Raw genomic sequence first — 16,513 nt, forward strand, 5'->3', positions numbered from 1 at the left:
GAGGCCAACATGATCCGCGTGCAAAACGTAAGTAAAACCTTTGTACTCCACCAGCAAAACGGCGTGCGTCTGCCGGTGCTGCAAAATGCTTCACTTGAGGTCAGCAAGGGCGAATGTGTGGTCCTGCACGGTCATTCCGGCAGCGGAAAATCCACCCTGCTGCGCTCCCTGTACGCCAACTACCTGCCGGACGAAGGCCATATTCACATCCGCCACGGCGATGAGTGGGTCGATCTGGTTCAGGCACCCGCACGGAAAGTGCTGGAAGTCCGCCGCTCGACGATCGGCTGGGTGAGCCAGTTTCTGCGGGTGATCCCGCGGATCTCCGCCCTGGACGTGGTAATGCAACCACTGCTGGATCTGGGCGTGCCCCGTGAAACTTGCGCAGCGAAAGCCGCCAGCCTGCTGACGCGCCTGAACGTGCCGGAACGCCTGTGGCATCTCGCCCCTTCCACATTCTCCGGTGGTGAACAACAGCGCGTGAACATTGCGCGTGGGTTTATCGTCGATTACCCGATTTTACTGCTTGATGAACCCACCGCCTCGCTCGACAACAAAAACAGCGCGGCGGTGGTGGAGCTGATCGAACAGGCTAAAGCACGCGGCGCGGCGATCGTTGGGATCTTCCACGACGACACCATTCGCACCCATGTCGCAGACAGGCTACATCCAATGGGGACCCACGCATGATTATCAATAACGTCAAGCTGGTGCTGGAAAATGAGGTGGTTGACGGCTCCATTGAGATCCAGGACGGGGTGATCCGCGCGTTCGCCGAAACCCTGAGTCGCTCCCCAGAAGCCATGGACGGTGAAGGCGGCTGGCTGCTGCCGGGGCTGATCGAGCTGCATACCGATAATCTGGATAAATTCTTCACCCCGCGCCCGAAAGTGGACTGGCCCGCCCATTCGGCGATGAGCAGCCACGACGCGCTGATGGTCGCCAGCGGCATCACCACCGTCCTGGATGCGGTAGCGATTGGTGACGTACGCGACGGGGGCGATCGTCTGGAGAATCTGGAGAAGATGATTAACGCCGTGGAAGAGACGCAAAAACGCGGCCTCAACCGCGCCGAGCACCGCCTGCATCTGCGCTGCGAGCTGCCGCATCACACCACCCTGCCACTGTTTGAGAAGCTGGTTGGGCGTGAGCCGGTCTCGCTGGTGTCACTGATGGACCACTCCCCAGGGCAGCGTCAGTTCGCCAATATTGAGAAATATCGCGAATACTACCAGGGCAAGTATTCTCTCACCGATGCTGAAATGGCTCGCTTTGAAGAAGAGCAACTGGCGCTGGCTGCACAATGGTCGCAACCGAATCGCCTCTCCATTGCTGCGATGTGCCGGGACCGTAACATCGCGCTGGCCAGCCATGATGATGCCACCCACGACCATGTACTCGAATCTCATCAGCTTGGTAGCGTGATCGCCGAATTTCCCACCACATTTGAAGCAGCTGAAGCCTCCCGTAAGCACGGCATGAACGTGCTGATGGGCGCGCCAAACATTGTGCGCGGCGGCTCGCATTCTGGCAACGTGGCGGCAAGCAAGCTCGCCTCACTTGATCTGCTCGATATCCTCTCATCCGATTACTACCCCGCCAGCCTGCTGGATGCGGCATTCCGGGTGGCGGACGACGAGGGCAACAGATTCACGCTGCCGCAGGCCATTCGTCTGGTGACGAAAAACCCGGCATCAGCGCTGAATCTTCAGGATCGCGGGGAGATTGCCGAAGGTAAACGGGCGGATCTGGTGCTGGCCCACCGTAAAGGTGAGCACATTCATATCGACCACGTCTGGCGTCAGGGAAAACGGGTATTCTGATGGGAAAACTAATCTGGCTAATGGGACCGTCCGGCTCCGGTAAGGACAGCCTGCTGTCCGCGTTACGCCAGCGGGAACACCCGCAACTGCTGGTCGCTCACCGCTATATTACGCGCGCGGCGAATGCCGGGAGTGAGAATCATATTGCCCTCAGCGAGCAGGAGTTTTTCACCCGTGCGGGGCAAAACCTGCTGGCGCTTAGCTGGCACGCCAACGGCTATTACTACGGGATCGGTATTGAGATAGACCTGTGGCTACACGCGGGTTTCGACGTGCTGGTCAACGGTTCGCGTGCGCACCTTCAACAAGCGCGCGCCCGATATGAAGCTGCCCTGCTGCCGGTCTGCCTGCAGGTTTCACCCGATGTTCTGCGCAGCCGGTTGCAGAGCCGTGGGCGCGAATCAGCCCGTGAGATAGACCAGCGGCTTGAGCGCGCGGCGCGTTATACCCCGTCTGAATGTCATATCCTCAATAATGACGGAAGTTTGCTACAGTCAGTCGATACCTTTTTATCGCTGATCCGTCAGAAGGAGAAACAGCATGCCTGACTGCCAGCTTCGCCCTGCCACCGCCGACGATGCGCCGATAGTTTACGCTCTCATCTGCGAGTTAAAGCAGGCCGAGTTCGATCATATGGCCTTTCACACCGGTTATCTTGCTAATCTGCAAGACCACAATATGCGTTATCAACTTGCCGAGCTGGACGGACAGGTCGTCGGCATGATTGGCCTGCATATGCAGTTTCACCTGCATCACGCACGCTGGATTGGTGAAATCCAGGAGTTGGTGGTGATGCCGCAGGCGCGTGGTCACAAAGTAGGGAGCCAACTCCTGGCCTGGGCAGAAGACGTCGCACGCCAGGCGGGAGCGGAGTTAACGGAGCTTTCGACCAGCGTAAAACGTGTGGACGCCCACCGATTTTATGTCCGTGAAGGTTACACACAGAGTCATTTTCGATTCACCAAACCGCTGTAGAGGTATGCGATGAGTCTGACGATCACGTTAACCGGTACCGGCAGTGCCCAGCTGGTTCCGGTATTTGGCTGCGACTGCGCGGCATGTCGCCGGGCGCGTTTGCAGGCTAACTATCGCCGCCGCCCGTGCAGCGCGGTGGTCAAATTCATTGATGCCATAACCTTGCTGGATGCCGGTATTCCGCACCTGATGGACGACTGGCCGGCAGGCAGCTTTCAGCAGTTTTTGCTCACGCATTACCATATGGATCACGTTCAGGGGCTATTCCCGCTGCGCTGGGGTGTGGGGGCGACCATTCCGGTCTATGGTCCGCCGGACGACGTGGGCTGTGACGACCTGTTCAGGCACCCGGGGATCCTGGATTTCAGCTATACAGTGGAACCGTTTGTGATGTTTGAGCTACAGGGGATGCGGGTCACGCCGCTGCCACTCAACCATTCAAAACTGACCTTCGGGTATTTGCTGGAATCGGCCCACAGCCGCGTGGCCTGGCTATCGGATACCGCCGGGTTGCCGGAAAAAACGGTGAAGTTCCTGCTTAACAACCGGCCGCAGGCGATGATTATCGACTGCAGTCACGAACCGCGCGATGAGACGCCGCGAAACCATTGCGACTTAAATACAGTAATTGCGCTAAACGAGGTGATTGGCTGCCCGCAGGTGATCCTGACGCACATCAGCCATCAGTTCGACGTGTGGATGATGAATAATCCGCTTCCGGAAGGGTTTGAAGCGGGATATGACGGCATGGTGTTGGCGCTGGATTAGTTTTTCTCCCTCTCCCGTGGGAGAGGGTTGAGGTAAGGGCAACAGGCCGCACTTATCCTCGATCGTAATCGTCTTCTAACCTGCGCTCATCCTCTTCTAACCGACGACGATCGTCATCCAACTGACGCTGACGCTCGTCTAAACGGCGGCGTCTGTCTTCAAGCTGCCGACGACGGTCGTCGTACTGTCGACTGTCGATTTGACGGCTGCGGTCATAACGATCGTCGTCGTCATCGCTGCTTCGGCTACTGCTGGGGTTATAGGCGTCGTTGATCGCCTGCTGAATGTTGCCAATGGCATCATCAACAATATCGGCGTGAGCCAGTTGGCTGGTGAGTGACAGCAGACCAAATAACAGAGCAGTTGAGTAACGTTTCATAAGGCCAGACTCGCAGGTGAACTGGCTTTACGATAATGAACAACAGGGAACGGGGGTAGCGGAGGAATCTCAAATTCAGTTGTGCCCAGGGTCTTTCATCAGTTGATTTGCACGCTGTTTATTTTCTGCAACCAGTACAATGCCATAACATTTTTGATCCGGCGAATGGCTCCAGATACGATCTTCGGGTATACAACCGCCGTCATAGATAACCTTACCACCCTCATATTGTTCAAAATCACTGACAAGCGTCACGCCACACTGTAATACCAGGGATTCATACAGGCGAGTTGCCAGTCCCTTGTCACGCTCGGCAGGATCAACGCATATACCTTCTACCTGAATAACGTTGGTATCTTCCCAACAACGCTCGACAGCAATGATATCTTCACCCAAATGCGTTTTACGTTGTAAATCCAGGGCAGCAACAACCCGATGCCGAGGCACACCATCGAAGGTTTCGACATCCGCTTCAATAATCGCAGCCCTTGGCGTCTGGCTATCAAAGATGACATGTAACACTCGCCCGGAGAGAACAAATTCATCAACGAGCTTGAATGACCTTGCTACGGTCTTTGGGCTGTAAGTTGTAGGCATCACGATCATTTGTGAGTCCCCTCTGGTAAGTACCGGCATAGTTCCCTTTATATCCCAATCTGCCAAATTTTGCGCAGGTTAGCATCACCCGGTTTACTCACACTCTTGATGAATTCCTAAATATCACTGCTTATAAACAGACTTTCCGCAGCGCCTGCGCCAATTGCACCCGCGTAAACGGCTTTCGCAGTAACTGGACATCTGGCAACTGAGGGTTATGCGCGGGCCGTAAATCCTGACCACTGATCAACAACACCGGAAGCTGCGGATAATGGCTGCGCACATGGTTAATCACCTCGGCGCCGCTGAGGCTGCCCGGCAACATCAGGTCGCTGATGAACATGCCAATATCCGGTGAGACCTCCAGCATTCTCAACGCCTGCTCACCGTTCTCCGCCTCCAGCGTCAGATAGCCAAGCTGGTGCAGCTGCTCGCACAGGGTCTGACGAACATCCGCCTCATCTTCCAGCACCAGCACCAACCGCTCACTATCACTGGCAGCGGTGGCTGAGAGCACTTCATCCTCAGACATAACAGGCAACATCGAGCGTGGGAGGTGAAGTCGAACAGTCGTCCCCTGCCCCGGCGCGCTTTCAATTTCCACGCGACCACCGGACTGGCGGACAAAGCCGTAGACCATCGACAGGCCTAACCCACTCCCGCTTCCGGTCTGCTTGGTGGTGAAGAATGGTTCAAAGACCCGGGATTTCACCTCCTGCGACATACCGCTGCCGCGGTCAATCACCTCCAGCGCCACCATATCCTGCCTGCGCCCGTCACTACGGGTGACACGCTGATTCCAGGTACGGATTTTAATTACCCCGCTTTGCCCTTCCATCGCATCGCGGGCGTTCATCACCAGATTGATGATGGCATTCTCCAGCTGGCTGACGTCTATCCATGCGGGCCATGCGGGAGATTGCGCTTCAATCTCCAGCGTCAGGGTAGCCGGTAAAGAGTGGAGCATGAGTTCTCTGAGATTCTCCAGCAGCGGTTTCATCTCGACCGCATGCGGCGTCAGGGATTGTTTACGGGAAAATGCCAGCAGACGCTGGGTCAGGAGTGCACCGCGTTCGGCAGCCTTCAGTGCCCGGGTGATGCGCGGCGCATCTTTTGACTCAGGATCAGTGAGCTCAAGACTGCCGATGATCACCGCCAGCAGGTTATTAAAATCATGTGCCAGCCCACCCGTAAGTTGCCCAACGGCTTTCATCTTCTGGCTGTGCAGCAGTGCCTCTTCCAGCCCCTGACGCTCGATGCGGTCAATCTCCATCTGCGTAGTTTTCTCTTTCAGCAGACGCGTGGTGTGCTCAAGTGAGGCGGTATTGCGGGCAAAAACGTTAAACGCACGCGCCAGCTCACCCAGCTCATCACGCCGTTGCAACGCAGGGACAGAAACATCCTGTTCGCCATGGGCGAGACGCGACATCGCCCGGGAAATGGCCGTCAGGTTGGAAGCCAGATTGCGATAAATATACCAGCAGGCGCATCCGGTGATGATCAGCGCCAGCACAGCGAAAATGCTGATAAATACGCTGATGGATTGTAATTCGTGATGGCTTTGGGTTGTGCGAAGACGGGAAGCTTGCGCCACCTGTTCGACATACTGATTAATATCACTGTTGAGTATCGCCACCAGCGCCTTGATGTGGAACATATACCAGCTTATCGCCAGATCGCTTTCTTCCAGTTGCTTCGACAGCGGCGCGAGCTTACGCAGTTCGTCGTTAAAATCAGGCAGGACACCATTCACCACCGGCTGCGCCGCACTCCGCGGCAGCGTTGCCGTCACCGCATCCAGCTGCTGCACCGTGGCGCGCGGCGAGGGGGTGTCGATAGCGGCGATAATCAGCCTGTCCATCTCCATAAGCTGCTGGGCATCCGGGACCTTGCTGCCGTAACGGCGATTGATATCCTGCAAATGCCGTAAGTAGCTCTGACTCTGATACAGCGAGCTCAGCAGCGCATTACGTTCCAGATGGCGTCGCTGCCCGCGTTCAAGCATCCCCGTCACGCTCTGCTGTAATTCATTGCTTCTCTGAATAATTCGCGCCACCAGCGCCGGTTCCTGCTGCGCCAGTGGCGCATCAGCAAGCTGTTCCAGCGAGTGACGCAGTGCCATTTGCGTCTGCTTCAACCGGTCAGCTTCACCTTTATACTCCAGCGCCCCTACGACTTGCGAAAGCCTCACCGCCGCCGTTGCCACGTTGGCGGTATCCCGGGCGAGATTCATACTGCCGGTCATGTCATCCAGCGTTTGCTGTTGAACCTGCTCCTGGATCTGGCTGGCATGACGAAACCCCAGCACTGCCACACCGCTGACCATGAGCGTCACCGCAACCACCAGCAGATTGAAAATCAGCAGGCGACCACGGGCGCTGGCAAAAAACGGGGGGCGGTGTGATGACATGTTAGCTCCGTAACTGTGATCGACATTAACTATTCATAACTATGACAAATATGAACGGCTTCTGACATTTTGCATTTACGCACCTGTGATGAAGTGCAGATATCGACATTCACAGGAGATCCGCCATGAGCAGAACCCCGGTATTAGAGATGCGTCACATTGCCAAGACGTTTGGCAATTTCCACGCGCTCAAGGGTGTGGATTTGACGGTCTTCCCCGGTGAGATCCACGCGCTGATGGGTGAAAACGGCGCGGGGAAAAGCACGCTGATGAAGATCCTCGCGGGAGCCTATACCGCCACCAGCGGTGAGATCCTGATCGACGGTCAGCCGTTTCACATCAAGGGGCCAAAAGATGCGCTGGCCGCAGGCATTACCCTGATTTATCAGGAGATGCAGCTGGCGCCCAATCTGACTGTCGCTGAAAACATCTTTCTTGGCAGCGAGTTGTCACGGGGCGGGCTGGTACAGCGCAAAGAGATGGCTGCTCAGGCGCAGGCTGTGATTGAGCGCCTTGGCGCACATTTTAACGCCACCGACCTGGTGATGAAGCTGACCATTGCCGAGCAGCAGCAGGTGGAAATTGCCCGCGCACTGCACCGCAACAGCCGCATTCTGGTGATGGACGAACCCACTGCGGCCCTCTCCTCACGAGAAACCCATCGCCTGTTTGAACTGATTTTGCGCCTGCGTGATGAAGGAATGGCCATCATCTATATCAGCCATCGGATGGCGGAAGTGTACGAACTCTCCGATCGTGTCAGCGTTCTGCGTGACGGGCAATACGTCGGCAGCCTGACGCGCGACAAACTGAACGCCTCTGAGTTGGTGAAGATGATGGTCGGTCGCCCCTTAAGCGATCTGTTTAACAAAGAACGTGATATTCCGCTCGGCAGCCCGCGTCTCAACGTTCACCACCTCACCGACGGTAAAAAAGTACAGCCTTGCAGCCTGCAGGTACGTTCAGGGGAAATTGTCGGTCTGGCGGGCCTGGTGGGGGCTGGCCGCTCCGAGTTGGCGCAACTGATCTTCGGCGCACGCAAAGCCACGGGCGGCATGATTGAGGTTGATGGCGAGCCAGTGGTAATCCACTCCCCGCGGGCGGCGATTGAAAACGGGATCGGTTTTCTCACTGAAAACCGCAAGGAACAGGGGCTGTTCCTGGAACTGGCGGCGCAGGAGAACATCACCATGGCCACGCTGGAGCGCGACGCCACCTTCGGCATGCTTAACCGCAAAAAAGCACAGTCCATTTCCGATGACGCCATCGCCCTGCTTAACATCCGCGTGCCCCATTCTCAGGTGCGCGCAGGTGGGCTATCAGGTGGTAACCAGCAAAAACTGCTGATCTCCCGCTGGGTAGCAATCGGCCCGCGCATTCTGATTCTGGACGAACCGACGCGCGGCGTGGACGTCGGTGCGAAAAGCGAGATCTACCGCATCATGAACCAGATGGCGCGCAAGGGCGTGGCGATTTTGATGATCTCCAGCGAACTGCCGGAAGTGGTGGGCATGAGTGACCGGGTGTACGTCATGCGTGAAGGCAGCATTGCGGGCGAACTCCACGGGCATGACATCTCTCAGGAAAACATCATGACGCTGGCTACCGGCGTGAACGACACTCATCATCAGGCGGTGTAACCATGACACATTCAACCAGTCCGCAGCAGGTGGTGAAATCCGCCTCCGCAAAAAAAATGCTGATGAGCGATCTGATGCAAACGGTCGGTATTTTGCCGATTTTAATCCTGATTGTGGCGGTATTTGGTTTTATCGCCCCTAACTTCTTCACCGAGAGCAATCTGCTCAACATTACCCGTCAGGCCTCGATCAACATTGTGCTGGCGGCAGGGATGACATTCATCATCTTAACTGGCGGGATTGACCTCTCCGTAGGCTCGATTCTGGGCACCACAGCGGTGGCCGCGATGGTGGTATCCCTGATCCCGGAATTTTCCATGCTCTCTATTCCGGCGGCCCTGATGCTTGGAATGGTGCTGGGGCTATTCAACGGTGCGCTGGTGGCCTTTGCCGGGTTGCCGCCCTTTATCGTCACGCTCGGGACCTACACCGCGCTACGCGGCGCGGCCTATCTGCTTGCCGACGGCACAACGGTCATTAACTCAAACATCAATTTTGAGTGGATCGGTAATAACTATCTCGGCCCCATTCCCTGGCTGGTGGTGATCGCCCTGGCAGTGATTGCAGTGTGCTGGTTTATCCTGCGCCGCACCACGCTTGGGGTTCACATCTACGCGGTCGGTGGCAACATGCAGGCGGCACGACTGACCGGTATTAAGGTCTGGATGGTACTGCTGTTTGTGTACGGCATGAGCGGTCTGCTCTCGGGCCTGGGCGGGATAATGAGCGCATCGCGACTTTACAGCGCCAACGGCAATCTGGGCATGGGTTACGAGCTGGATGCGATTGCGGCAGTGATCCTCGGTGGTACCAGCTTCGTCGGCGGGATCGGCACGATCACCGGCACGCTGGTCGGTGCGCTGATCATCGCCACCCTCAACAATGGCATGACGCTAATGGGCGTCTCCTACTTCTGGCAACTGGTGATCAAAGGGGCGGTGATCATCATTGCGGTGCTGATCGACAAATACCGTACCCGACACCATCAAAGTGCATAACAACAATACCCTACAAGCGAGGAAGAAAAGATGCGTTTGAAACCGTTAGTGACCGCGCTCTGTGCTGGCGCACTGCTTGCCGCAACGCCGTTTGCGCAGGCGAAAGATCTGAAGTCCATCGGTGTGACGGTGGGTGACCTGGCTAACCCGTTCTTCGTGCAGATCACCAAAGGTGCCGAGCTGGAAGCGCGCAAACTGGCGGGGGATAACGTTAAAGTCACGCTGGTCTCCAGCGGTTACGATCTGGGTCAGCAGGTGGCGCAGATCGACAACTTTATTGCCGCTAAAGTGGACATGATCATCCTTAACGCGGCGGACTCCAAAGGTATCGGCCCGGCGGTAAAACGCGCGAAGGACGCCGGGATCGTAGTGGTCGCGGTTGACGTGGCAGCGGAAGGGGCAGATGCCACCATCACCTCCGATAACACCCAGGCAGGCGAAATGGCCTGTAAGTACATAACCGACCGCCTGAAAGGTAAAGGCAATGTGGTGATCATCAACGGGCCACCGGTGTCAGCAGTACAAAACCGCGTGGAAGGTTGTCAGACAGAATTCAAAAAACACCCGGATATCAAGGTGCTCTCAGATAACCAGAACGCCAAAGGCAGCCGTGAGGGTGGGCTGGAAGTGATGACCTCCTTACTGGCCGCCAATCCGAAGATCGACGGCGTGTTCGCGATTAACGATCCTACCGCGATCGGTGCCGATCTGGCAGCCAAGCAGGCACAACGCAACGAGTTCTTTATTGTCGGCGTGGATGGTAGCCCGGACGGTGAAGAAGCGCTGAAGCGGGAAAACTCCCTGTTTGTGGCGACCCCAGCGCAAGATCCGCAGGTGATGGCGGCAAAAGCGGTGGAGATCGGCTATGACATATTACAGGGCAAGCCTGCACCGAAAGCGCCTGTGCTGATCCCGGTGACGATGATCGATAAAAAGAATGTCGGAACCTATAAGGGATGGACGGTTAAGTAACCCTTTTCCCTCTCCCACCGGGAGAGGGAACTGTTTTCAAGGAGTCCCCATGAAACGCTCCGACATCAACGAAATCCTCGGCCACACCCGGCAGTTTTTCTCCATGCACGATGTGCCCCTCCCCCCTTTCGCCAGCTTTCCGCCAACAAAATGGCAGCAGCTTGACCAGGCTGCATGGCAGGAAGTGTTCGACCTCAGGCTCGGCTGGGACGTGACGGCATTCGGTGGCAACAATTTTGCCGCCCAGGGCCTGACGCTGTTTACTCTGCGCAATGGCTCACCCAACGGGGTGCCGTATGAAAAATGCTACGCAGAAAAAATCATGCACGTGCGAGACGGCCAGGTCACGCCGATGCATTTCCACTGGCGCAAGCGGGAAGACATCATCAACCGGGGCGGCGGGAATCTGATTATTGAGTTATGGAACGCCGGCGCGCATGAAGAGACCGAAAACACCGACGTGACCGTCACCGTCGACGGCTGTCGGCAGACCCACGCGCCCGGTAGCCAGTTGCGCCTCACACCAGGGGAAAGCATCTGTCTGACGCCCGGCCTGTACCACAGTTTCTGGGGCGAACGCGGGTTTGGCGACGTTCTGGTGGGCGAAGTGTCATCCGTGAACGACGACGAACACGATAACCATTTTCTGCAGCCCATTGCTCGCTACAACAGTATTGAAGAAGACGAACCGGCGGTACTGGTGTTGTGCAACGAGTACAGTCTGTTTCGGATATAAGGAGTGAATGATGCCATTGATTTCTCTTGCCGACGGTCTTGAGCACGCCAGAGAGCACGGCTACGCACTGGGTGCGTTTAACGTTCTCGACTCCCACTTCCTGCGTGCGTTATTTGCCGCCGCCAGGCAGGAACGATCGCCGTTTATCATCAACATCGCCGAAGTGCATTTTAAGTATGTGTCGCTGGATTCGCTCGTCGAAGCGGTGAAGTTCGAGGCCGCTCGCCACGATATTCCCGTGGTCCTCAACCTCGACCACGGTCTGCATTTCGAGGCTGTGGTGCGGGCTCTGCGCTTAGGGTTCAGTTCGGTGATGTTCGATGGCTCCGCGTTGAGTTACGAGGAAAACATTCGCCAGACACGAGAAGTCGTGAAGATGTGCCATGCGGTGGGTGTGTCGGTGGAGGCTGAGTTGGGCGCGGTTGGCGGTGACGAAGGCGGCGCGTTGTATGGGCATGCGGATGAAGCCTTTTTTACTGATCCGCAACTGGCACGCGAATTTGTCGATCTGACGGGTATTGATGCCCTGGCCGTCGCCATTGGTAATGCGCACGGCAAATACAAAGGCGAGCCGAAACTCGATTTCCCGCGCCTGGATGCGATTCGCCAGCAGACGGGTCTGCCGCTGGTGCTGCATGGGGGCTCCGGGATTAGCGAAGCCGATTTTCGTCGCGCCATCGAACTGGGCATTCATAAAATCAACTTCTACACCGGGATGTCGCAAGCGGCCCTGTCCGCCGTTGAGCAGCGTATGGCAAAACGCCAGCCACTCTATGACGAGTTTGCCGAGCTGCTGCTGGGTATAGAAGAGGCGATTACCGATACGGTCGCTGAACAGATGCGCATCTTTGGCAGCGCGGGGCAGGCATAATGGAACGCAAAGGAATTATCGCTGCGGGCAATATGCTGGTGGATCACGTCCACCAGATCGTGCAATGGCCAGAACGTGGTTGGCTGGCAGAAATTACCCACAGCGAACGTTCCACCGGTGGTGCACCGCTCAACGTTCTGCTGACGCTGGCGAAAATGCATGTTGCCCTGCCCCTGCAGGCGGTGGGACTGATTGGTGAAGATAGCGACGGGGACTACATTCTGGCAATGCTCGACCAGTACCACGTCAACCGCCAGCGGGTGCAACGCACGACCTTTGCCCCAACCTCCATGTCGCAGGTCATGACCGATCCCAGCGGACAGCGCACCTTTTTCCACTCACCGGGGGCAAACCGTCTGCTGGACCTTCCCGCCTTCGACCGCCTTGATGGCACGATGAAAATTTTCCATCTGGGCTACCTGTTACTCCTCGACAGCCTGGACATGCCCGATGATGATTTCGGCACCCGTAGCGCACGGTTACTGGCACAAATGCGCGAGCAAGGGTATGAAACCTCACTCGATCTGGTCTCCCGCAAGGGTGACCCGCGCTATCAGCCGCTGGTGCTCCCTGCCCTTCGCCATCTCGATTATCTGGTAATTAATGAGCTTGAAGCCGGAGAGTTTAGCGGGCTGGAGATGCGTGACGAGCATGATGCACTGCACATTGCCCATATTGCCCAGGCCGCTTCTCAACTGCTGGCATCTGGCGTCCGTCAGCGCGTGGTTATCCACTGCCCGGAAGGGGCATGGGGTGAAGCACACGGCGAAGAAGGTCGCTGGATCCCATCATGGTTGCTGGAACAGGAACAGATCATCGGCAGCGTTGGCGCGGGAGATGCCTTTTGTGCGGGCTTTTTATACGGCTGCCATGAATCGTTGTCGCTGACGGAGAGTATTTATCTGGCACACGCCTGTGCGCGGGCAAGCCTGCTGGCCGCCAATGCGATTGACGGCGCGAAAACGCTGGCCGAGTTGCAGCTGTTTATTAAAGAGAATACTTAGGCCGCTTTCTCACTGTGAGAGACGTCAGTAGCAAAAACATAGCCCAGTCCACGGATGGTTTTAATGAGTGCTGGCTGATGCGGGTTGGCCTCGATTTTTCGTCGCAGGCGCATGATCAACACATCAATAGTGCGGTCAAAAACTTCGGCGCTTTCACTGTGGGTCAACTCAAGCAGTTGATCACGGCTCAGTACCCGGCGAGCATTTTGCGTGAGTGCCAGCAGTAAGCCGTACTCGCCCTGTGTTAAGGGCACGGTGTTACGGTTAGGATCGCTCAGTTCACAGCGCGCGGTATCCAGCGTCCAGCCGTTAAAGGTAATCCCCTCTACACTCGGCACGGGAACGTCAGCGGCCAGCACGCCCGTGCGACGCAGCACAGCTTTAACGCGGGCGACCACAACACGCGGGTTAAACGGCTTGCCAATATAATCGTCGGCACCCATCTCCAGCCCCACCACCACATCGGACTCACTGCCCAGCCCGGTTAACATGACCACCGGTAGCGCCGGACGCTGCTTTTGCAGTTGCAGCAAAACCTGCAGACCGTTGATATCCGGCAGCATCATATCCAACAGAACCAGAGCAATATTCGGCTCCTGATGAACACGGTTCAGGGCATCCTGGCCGTTATGGCAGACCAGCACACTAAAGACGTGCTCACTCAACACATCCTGAAGCAGTTCGCAGACTGCAATATCGTCATCAACCACCAGAATCGCCGGTTTCATCGCATGCTTCCGTCAGGGGATTATTTTAAGTCTGAACCATTCTGCCGTCGGCTCCAGTCAAATAGTTTTTTCAGTCACGAAAATTCAACCCATGTCACATCCGCTGCCCTGTCGACACGTCAATTTTGACGATTGGCTGCTTTTCGTCAGGGTTTTCACTGCAAATGGGCCGTAAAGTCTGGGTATACCCATATAAAAAACATGGCATAGAAGCTGCATAGTGGGTGCGAAAGATTCGATTAACTGGAGCAGACTGATGAAAAAAGTCGTCACGGTTTGCCCTTATTGTGCCTCAGGTTGCAAAATTCACCTGGTGGTCGATAACGGCAAAATCGTCCGGGCGGAGGCCGCACAGGGGAAAACCAATCAGGGCACGCTATGCCTGAAAGGTTACTACGGCTGGGATTTTATTAACGATACTCAAATCCTCACCCCGCGCCTGAAAACCCCTATGATCCGCCGCGAACGCGGTGGCAAACTGGAATCCGTCTCCTGGAATGAGGCGCTGGATTACGTCGCCTCACGCCTGAGTGCCATTAAGGCCAAATATGGCCCGGATGCCATTCAGACCACCGGTTCCTCACGTGGGACAGGAAATGAAACGAACTATGTAATGCAGAAATTCGCGCGCGCCGTTATTGGTACCAATAACGTCGACTGCTGCGCTCGCGTCTGACACGGCCCATCGGTTGCAGGTCTGCACCAGTCGGTCGGTAACGGCGCAATGAGTAATGCGATCAACGAGATAGATAATACCGATCTCGTGTTTATTTTCGGCTATAACCCGGCAGATTCTCACCCTATCGTCGCGAACCATGTTATTCGCGCCAAACAGAATGGGGCGAAGATCATCGTCTGCGATCCGCGCAAAATTGAAACCGCGCGCATTGCCGATATGCACATTGCATTGAAAAACGGTTCGAACATCGCGCTGTTGAACGCAATGGGGCACGTCATTATTGAAGAGAACCTGTACGACCAGGCGTTTGTCGCCACCCGTACGGAAGGCTTTGACGAGTACCGGAAAATTGTCGAAGGCTATACGCCAGAGTCGGTAGAAGCGATAACCGGTGTTAGCGCGCAGGAGATCCGCCAGGCGGCTCGGATGTATGCCGGGGCGAAAACCGCCGCGATCCTGTGGGGCATGGGCGTGACCCAGTTCTACCAGGGGGTGGAAACCGTGCGTTCTCTGACCAGCCTCGCCATGCTGACGGGGAATCTCGGTAAGGCGCACGTTGGCGTCAACCCGGTGCGTGGGCAGAATAACGTGCAGGGCGCGTGTGATATGGGCGCACTGCCGGATACTTATCCGGGCTATCAGTACGTGAAATTCCCGGAGAACCGCGCCAAATTCGCGAAGGCCTGGGGCGTGGAAAGCCTGCCGGAACACACCGGGTATCGCATCAGCGAGCTGCCGCACCGCGCGGCACACGGTGAAGTGCGAGCGGCTTACATCATGGGCGAAGATCCGCTCCAGACCGACGCCGAGTTGTCAGCGGTGCGCAAAGGGTTTGAGGACCTGGAGCTGGTGATTGTCCAGGATATCTTTATGACCAAAACCGCGGCAGCGGCGGATGTGATTCTACCGTCAACGTCCTGGGGTGAACATGAAGGTGTCTATACGGCAGCAGACCGTGGCTTCCAGCGCTTCTTTAAAGCGGTAGAGCCGAAGTGGGATCTGAAAACGGACTGGCAGATTATCAGCGAAATCGCCACCCGCATGGGTTATCCGATGCACTACAACAACACCCAGGAAATCTGGGATGAGTTGCGTCATCTGTGCCCGGATTTCTTTGGTGCCACCTACGAAAAAATGGGTGAACTGGGGTATATCCAGTGGCCATGCAGGGATGAGTCAGAGGCTGATCAGGGCACGTCGTATCTCTTCAAAGAGAAGTTCGACACCCCGAACGGGCTGGCTCAGTTCTTCACGTGTGACTGGGTCGCCCCCATCGACAAACTCACCGATGAGTATCCGATGGTGCTTTCCACCGTGCGTGAAGTTGGCCACTACTCCTGTCGTTCCATGACCGGCAACTGTGCCGCACTGGCGGCACTGGCGGATGAACCAGGCTATGCGCAGATCAACACCGCCGACGCTGACCGTCTCGGTATTGAGGATGAAGCGCTGGTGTGGGTGAACTCGCGTAAAGGCCGAATCATTACTCGTGCGCAGGTCAGCGACCGTCCTAACAAAGGTGCGGTCTATATGACCTACCAGTGGTGGATTGGCGCCTGTAACGAGCTGGTGACGGAGAACTTAAGCCCGATAACTAAAACGCCGGAGTATAAATACTGCGCCGTCAACGTGGAGCCAATTGCGGATCAGCACGCTGCGGAACAGTATGTCATCGACGAATATAACAAGCTGAAAGCCCGCCTGCGCGAAAGCGCAATGGGTTGAAGCTGTTAATTCATCAGTGAATAAAGGGAGTGAGATATTCACTCCCTTTTTATTTCTGCTTAAAGCATTCGAAATATCAATTATTATTCTGGAAAGCCGCTCGCAGAAATAATGTAATTTACGCAAACAAGAATTACATCTTTGCATTTTAATTCAGAGGGATAAGATGTGCGGCGGGTGCTTAAGACTTTCTGTCTTGAGCATTGTT

16 protein-coding genes are annotated in these 16,513 nt (G+C 56.1%); 12 read left to right on the forward strand and 4 right to left on the reverse strand.

All coding sequences use genetic code 11. The features are described from left to right. Positions 1 to 9 precede the first annotated feature (9 nt). Genes phnL through phnP form a run of 5 tightly spaced genes read left to right on the forward strand, consistent with a single transcriptional unit; the run spans position 10 to position 3,566 of the window. Positions 10 to 690 (forward strand): phosphonate C-P lyase system protein PhnL, encoded by a 681-nt coding sequence (gene phnL / locus HED65_RS17325; RefSeq protein WP_114979512.1) that lies wholly within the window; start codon positions 10 to 12, stop codon positions 688 to 690. Then, the gene (gene phnM, locus HED65_RS17330) at positions 687 to 1,823 is read left to right on the forward strand and encodes an alpha-D-ribose 1-methylphosphonate 5-triphosphate diphosphatase (protein ID WP_114979513.1); all 1,137 of its coding nucleotides are present in this window, start codon (positions 687 to 689) and stop codon (positions 1,821 to 1,823) included. The genes phnL and phnM overlap by 4 nt, the downstream gene beginning before the upstream one ends. Further along, complete coding sequence (phnN, locus tag HED65_RS17335) at positions 1,820 to 2,371, forward strand: ribose 1,5-bisphosphokinase (RefSeq protein WP_114979514.1); 552 nt, start codon at positions 1,820 to 1,822, stop codon at positions 2,369 to 2,371. Before phnM ends, phnN begins: the two co-directional genes overlap by 4 nt. Further along, positions 2,364 to 2,798, forward strand: a complete 435-nt coding sequence (gene phnO / locus HED65_RS17340) for an aminoalkylphosphonate N-acetyltransferase (RefSeq protein WP_114979515.1) — start codon at positions 2,364 to 2,366, stop codon at positions 2,796 to 2,798. The genes phnN and phnO overlap by 8 nt, the downstream gene beginning before the upstream one ends. Positions 2,799 to 2,807: 9 nt before the next feature. Next, positions 2,808 to 3,566, forward strand: a complete 759-nt coding sequence (phnP, locus tag HED65_RS17345; protein ID WP_114979516.1) for a phosphonate metabolism protein PhnP — start codon at positions 2,808 to 2,810, stop codon at positions 3,564 to 3,566. 52 nt (positions 3,567 to 3,618) lie between these two features. Here the strand turns inward: phnP and yjdP are convergent, their stop codons facing one another. The 3 genes from yjdP to HED65_RS17360 form a co-directional block, all read right to left on the reverse strand. Further along, positions 3,619 to 3,945 carry a DDRRRQL repeat protein YjdP gene (gene yjdP / locus HED65_RS17350; protein ID WP_047345567.1) on the reverse strand — a complete coding sequence of 109 codons (327 nt, stop codon included), beginning with the start codon at positions 3,943 to 3,945 and terminating at the stop codon, positions 3,619 to 3,621. 75 nt (positions 3,946 to 4,020) lie between these two features. After that, positions 4,021 to 4,551 carry a GNAT family N-acetyltransferase gene (locus HED65_RS17355; RefSeq protein ID WP_114979517.1) on the reverse strand — a complete coding sequence of 177 codons (531 nt, stop codon included), beginning with the start codon at positions 4,549 to 4,551 and terminating at the stop codon, positions 4,021 to 4,023. 121 nt (positions 4,552 to 4,672) lie between these two features. Continuing rightward, positions 4,673 to 6,952, reverse strand: a complete 2,280-nt coding sequence (locus HED65_RS17360; RefSeq protein ID WP_114979518.1) for an ATP-binding protein — start codon at positions 6,950 to 6,952, stop codon at positions 4,673 to 4,675. A gap of 125 nt (positions 6,953 to 7,077) precedes the next feature. Between HED65_RS17360 and HED65_RS17365 the strand changes: the two genes are divergently transcribed. From HED65_RS17365 to HED65_RS17390, 6 genes are read left to right on the forward strand one after another with little or no spacing between them, the layout of a single operon-like run. Then, a complete protein-coding gene (locus tag HED65_RS17365; protein ID WP_114979519.1) occupies positions 7,078 to 8,592 on the forward strand; it encodes a sugar ABC transporter ATP-binding protein in 1,515 nt (504 codons plus the stop codon). A 2-nt stretch (positions 8,593 to 8,594) separates the two neighbouring features. Further along, positions 8,595 to 9,590 (forward strand): ABC transporter permease subunit, encoded by a 996-nt coding sequence (locus tag HED65_RS17370; protein ID WP_114979520.1) that lies wholly within the window; start codon positions 8,595 to 8,597, stop codon positions 9,588 to 9,590. A 30-nt stretch (positions 9,591 to 9,620) separates the two neighbouring features. Then, positions 9,621 to 10,562 carry an ABC transporter substrate-binding protein gene (locus tag HED65_RS17375; protein ID WP_021242935.1) on the forward strand — a complete coding sequence of 314 codons (942 nt, stop codon included), beginning with the start codon at positions 9,621 to 9,623 and terminating at the stop codon, positions 10,560 to 10,562. A gap of 49 nt (positions 10,563 to 10,611) precedes the next feature. Then, the gene (locus HED65_RS17380) at positions 10,612 to 11,298 is read left to right on the forward strand and encodes a D-lyxose/D-mannose isomerase (RefSeq protein ID WP_114979521.1); all 687 of its coding nucleotides are present in this window, start codon (positions 10,612 to 10,614) and stop codon (positions 11,296 to 11,298) included. Between the two features lie 10 nt (positions 11,299 to 11,308). Next, the gene (locus HED65_RS17385) at positions 11,309 to 12,169 is read left to right on the forward strand and encodes a ketose 1,6-bisphosphate aldolase (RefSeq protein ID WP_114979522.1); all 861 of its coding nucleotides are present in this window, start codon (positions 11,309 to 11,311) and stop codon (positions 12,167 to 12,169) included. Then, the gene (locus HED65_RS17390) at positions 12,169 to 13,173 is read left to right on the forward strand and encodes a carbohydrate kinase family protein (RefSeq protein ID WP_114979523.1); all 1,005 of its coding nucleotides are present in this window, start codon (positions 12,169 to 12,171) and stop codon (positions 13,171 to 13,173) included. The genes HED65_RS17385 and HED65_RS17390 overlap by 1 nt, the downstream gene beginning before the upstream one ends. Here the strand turns inward: HED65_RS17390 and HED65_RS17395 are convergent. After that, on the reverse strand, positions 13,170 to 13,901 hold the full coding sequence (locus tag HED65_RS17395; RefSeq protein WP_028017912.1) for a response regulator: 732 nt from the start codon (positions 13,899 to 13,901) through the stop codon (positions 13,170 to 13,172). The two genes, HED65_RS17390 and HED65_RS17395, sit on opposite strands and share 4 nt — an antisense overlap. A 256-nt stretch (positions 13,902 to 14,157) precedes the next feature. On the opposite strand from HED65_RS17395, the gene fdhF reads away from it, so the two are divergent. After that, positions 14,158 to 16,305, forward strand: a complete 2,148-nt coding sequence (fdhF, locus tag HED65_RS17400) for a formate dehydrogenase subunit alpha (RefSeq protein WP_114979524.1) — start codon at positions 14,158 to 14,160, stop codon at positions 16,303 to 16,305. Positions 16,306 to 16,513 lie beyond the last annotated feature (208 nt).

The sequence above is a fragment of the Pantoea sp. LS15 genome (genome assembly GCF_012241585.1).
Taxonomy (GTDB): Bacteria; Pseudomonadota; Gammaproteobacteria; order Enterobacterales; family Enterobacteriaceae; genus Enterobacter.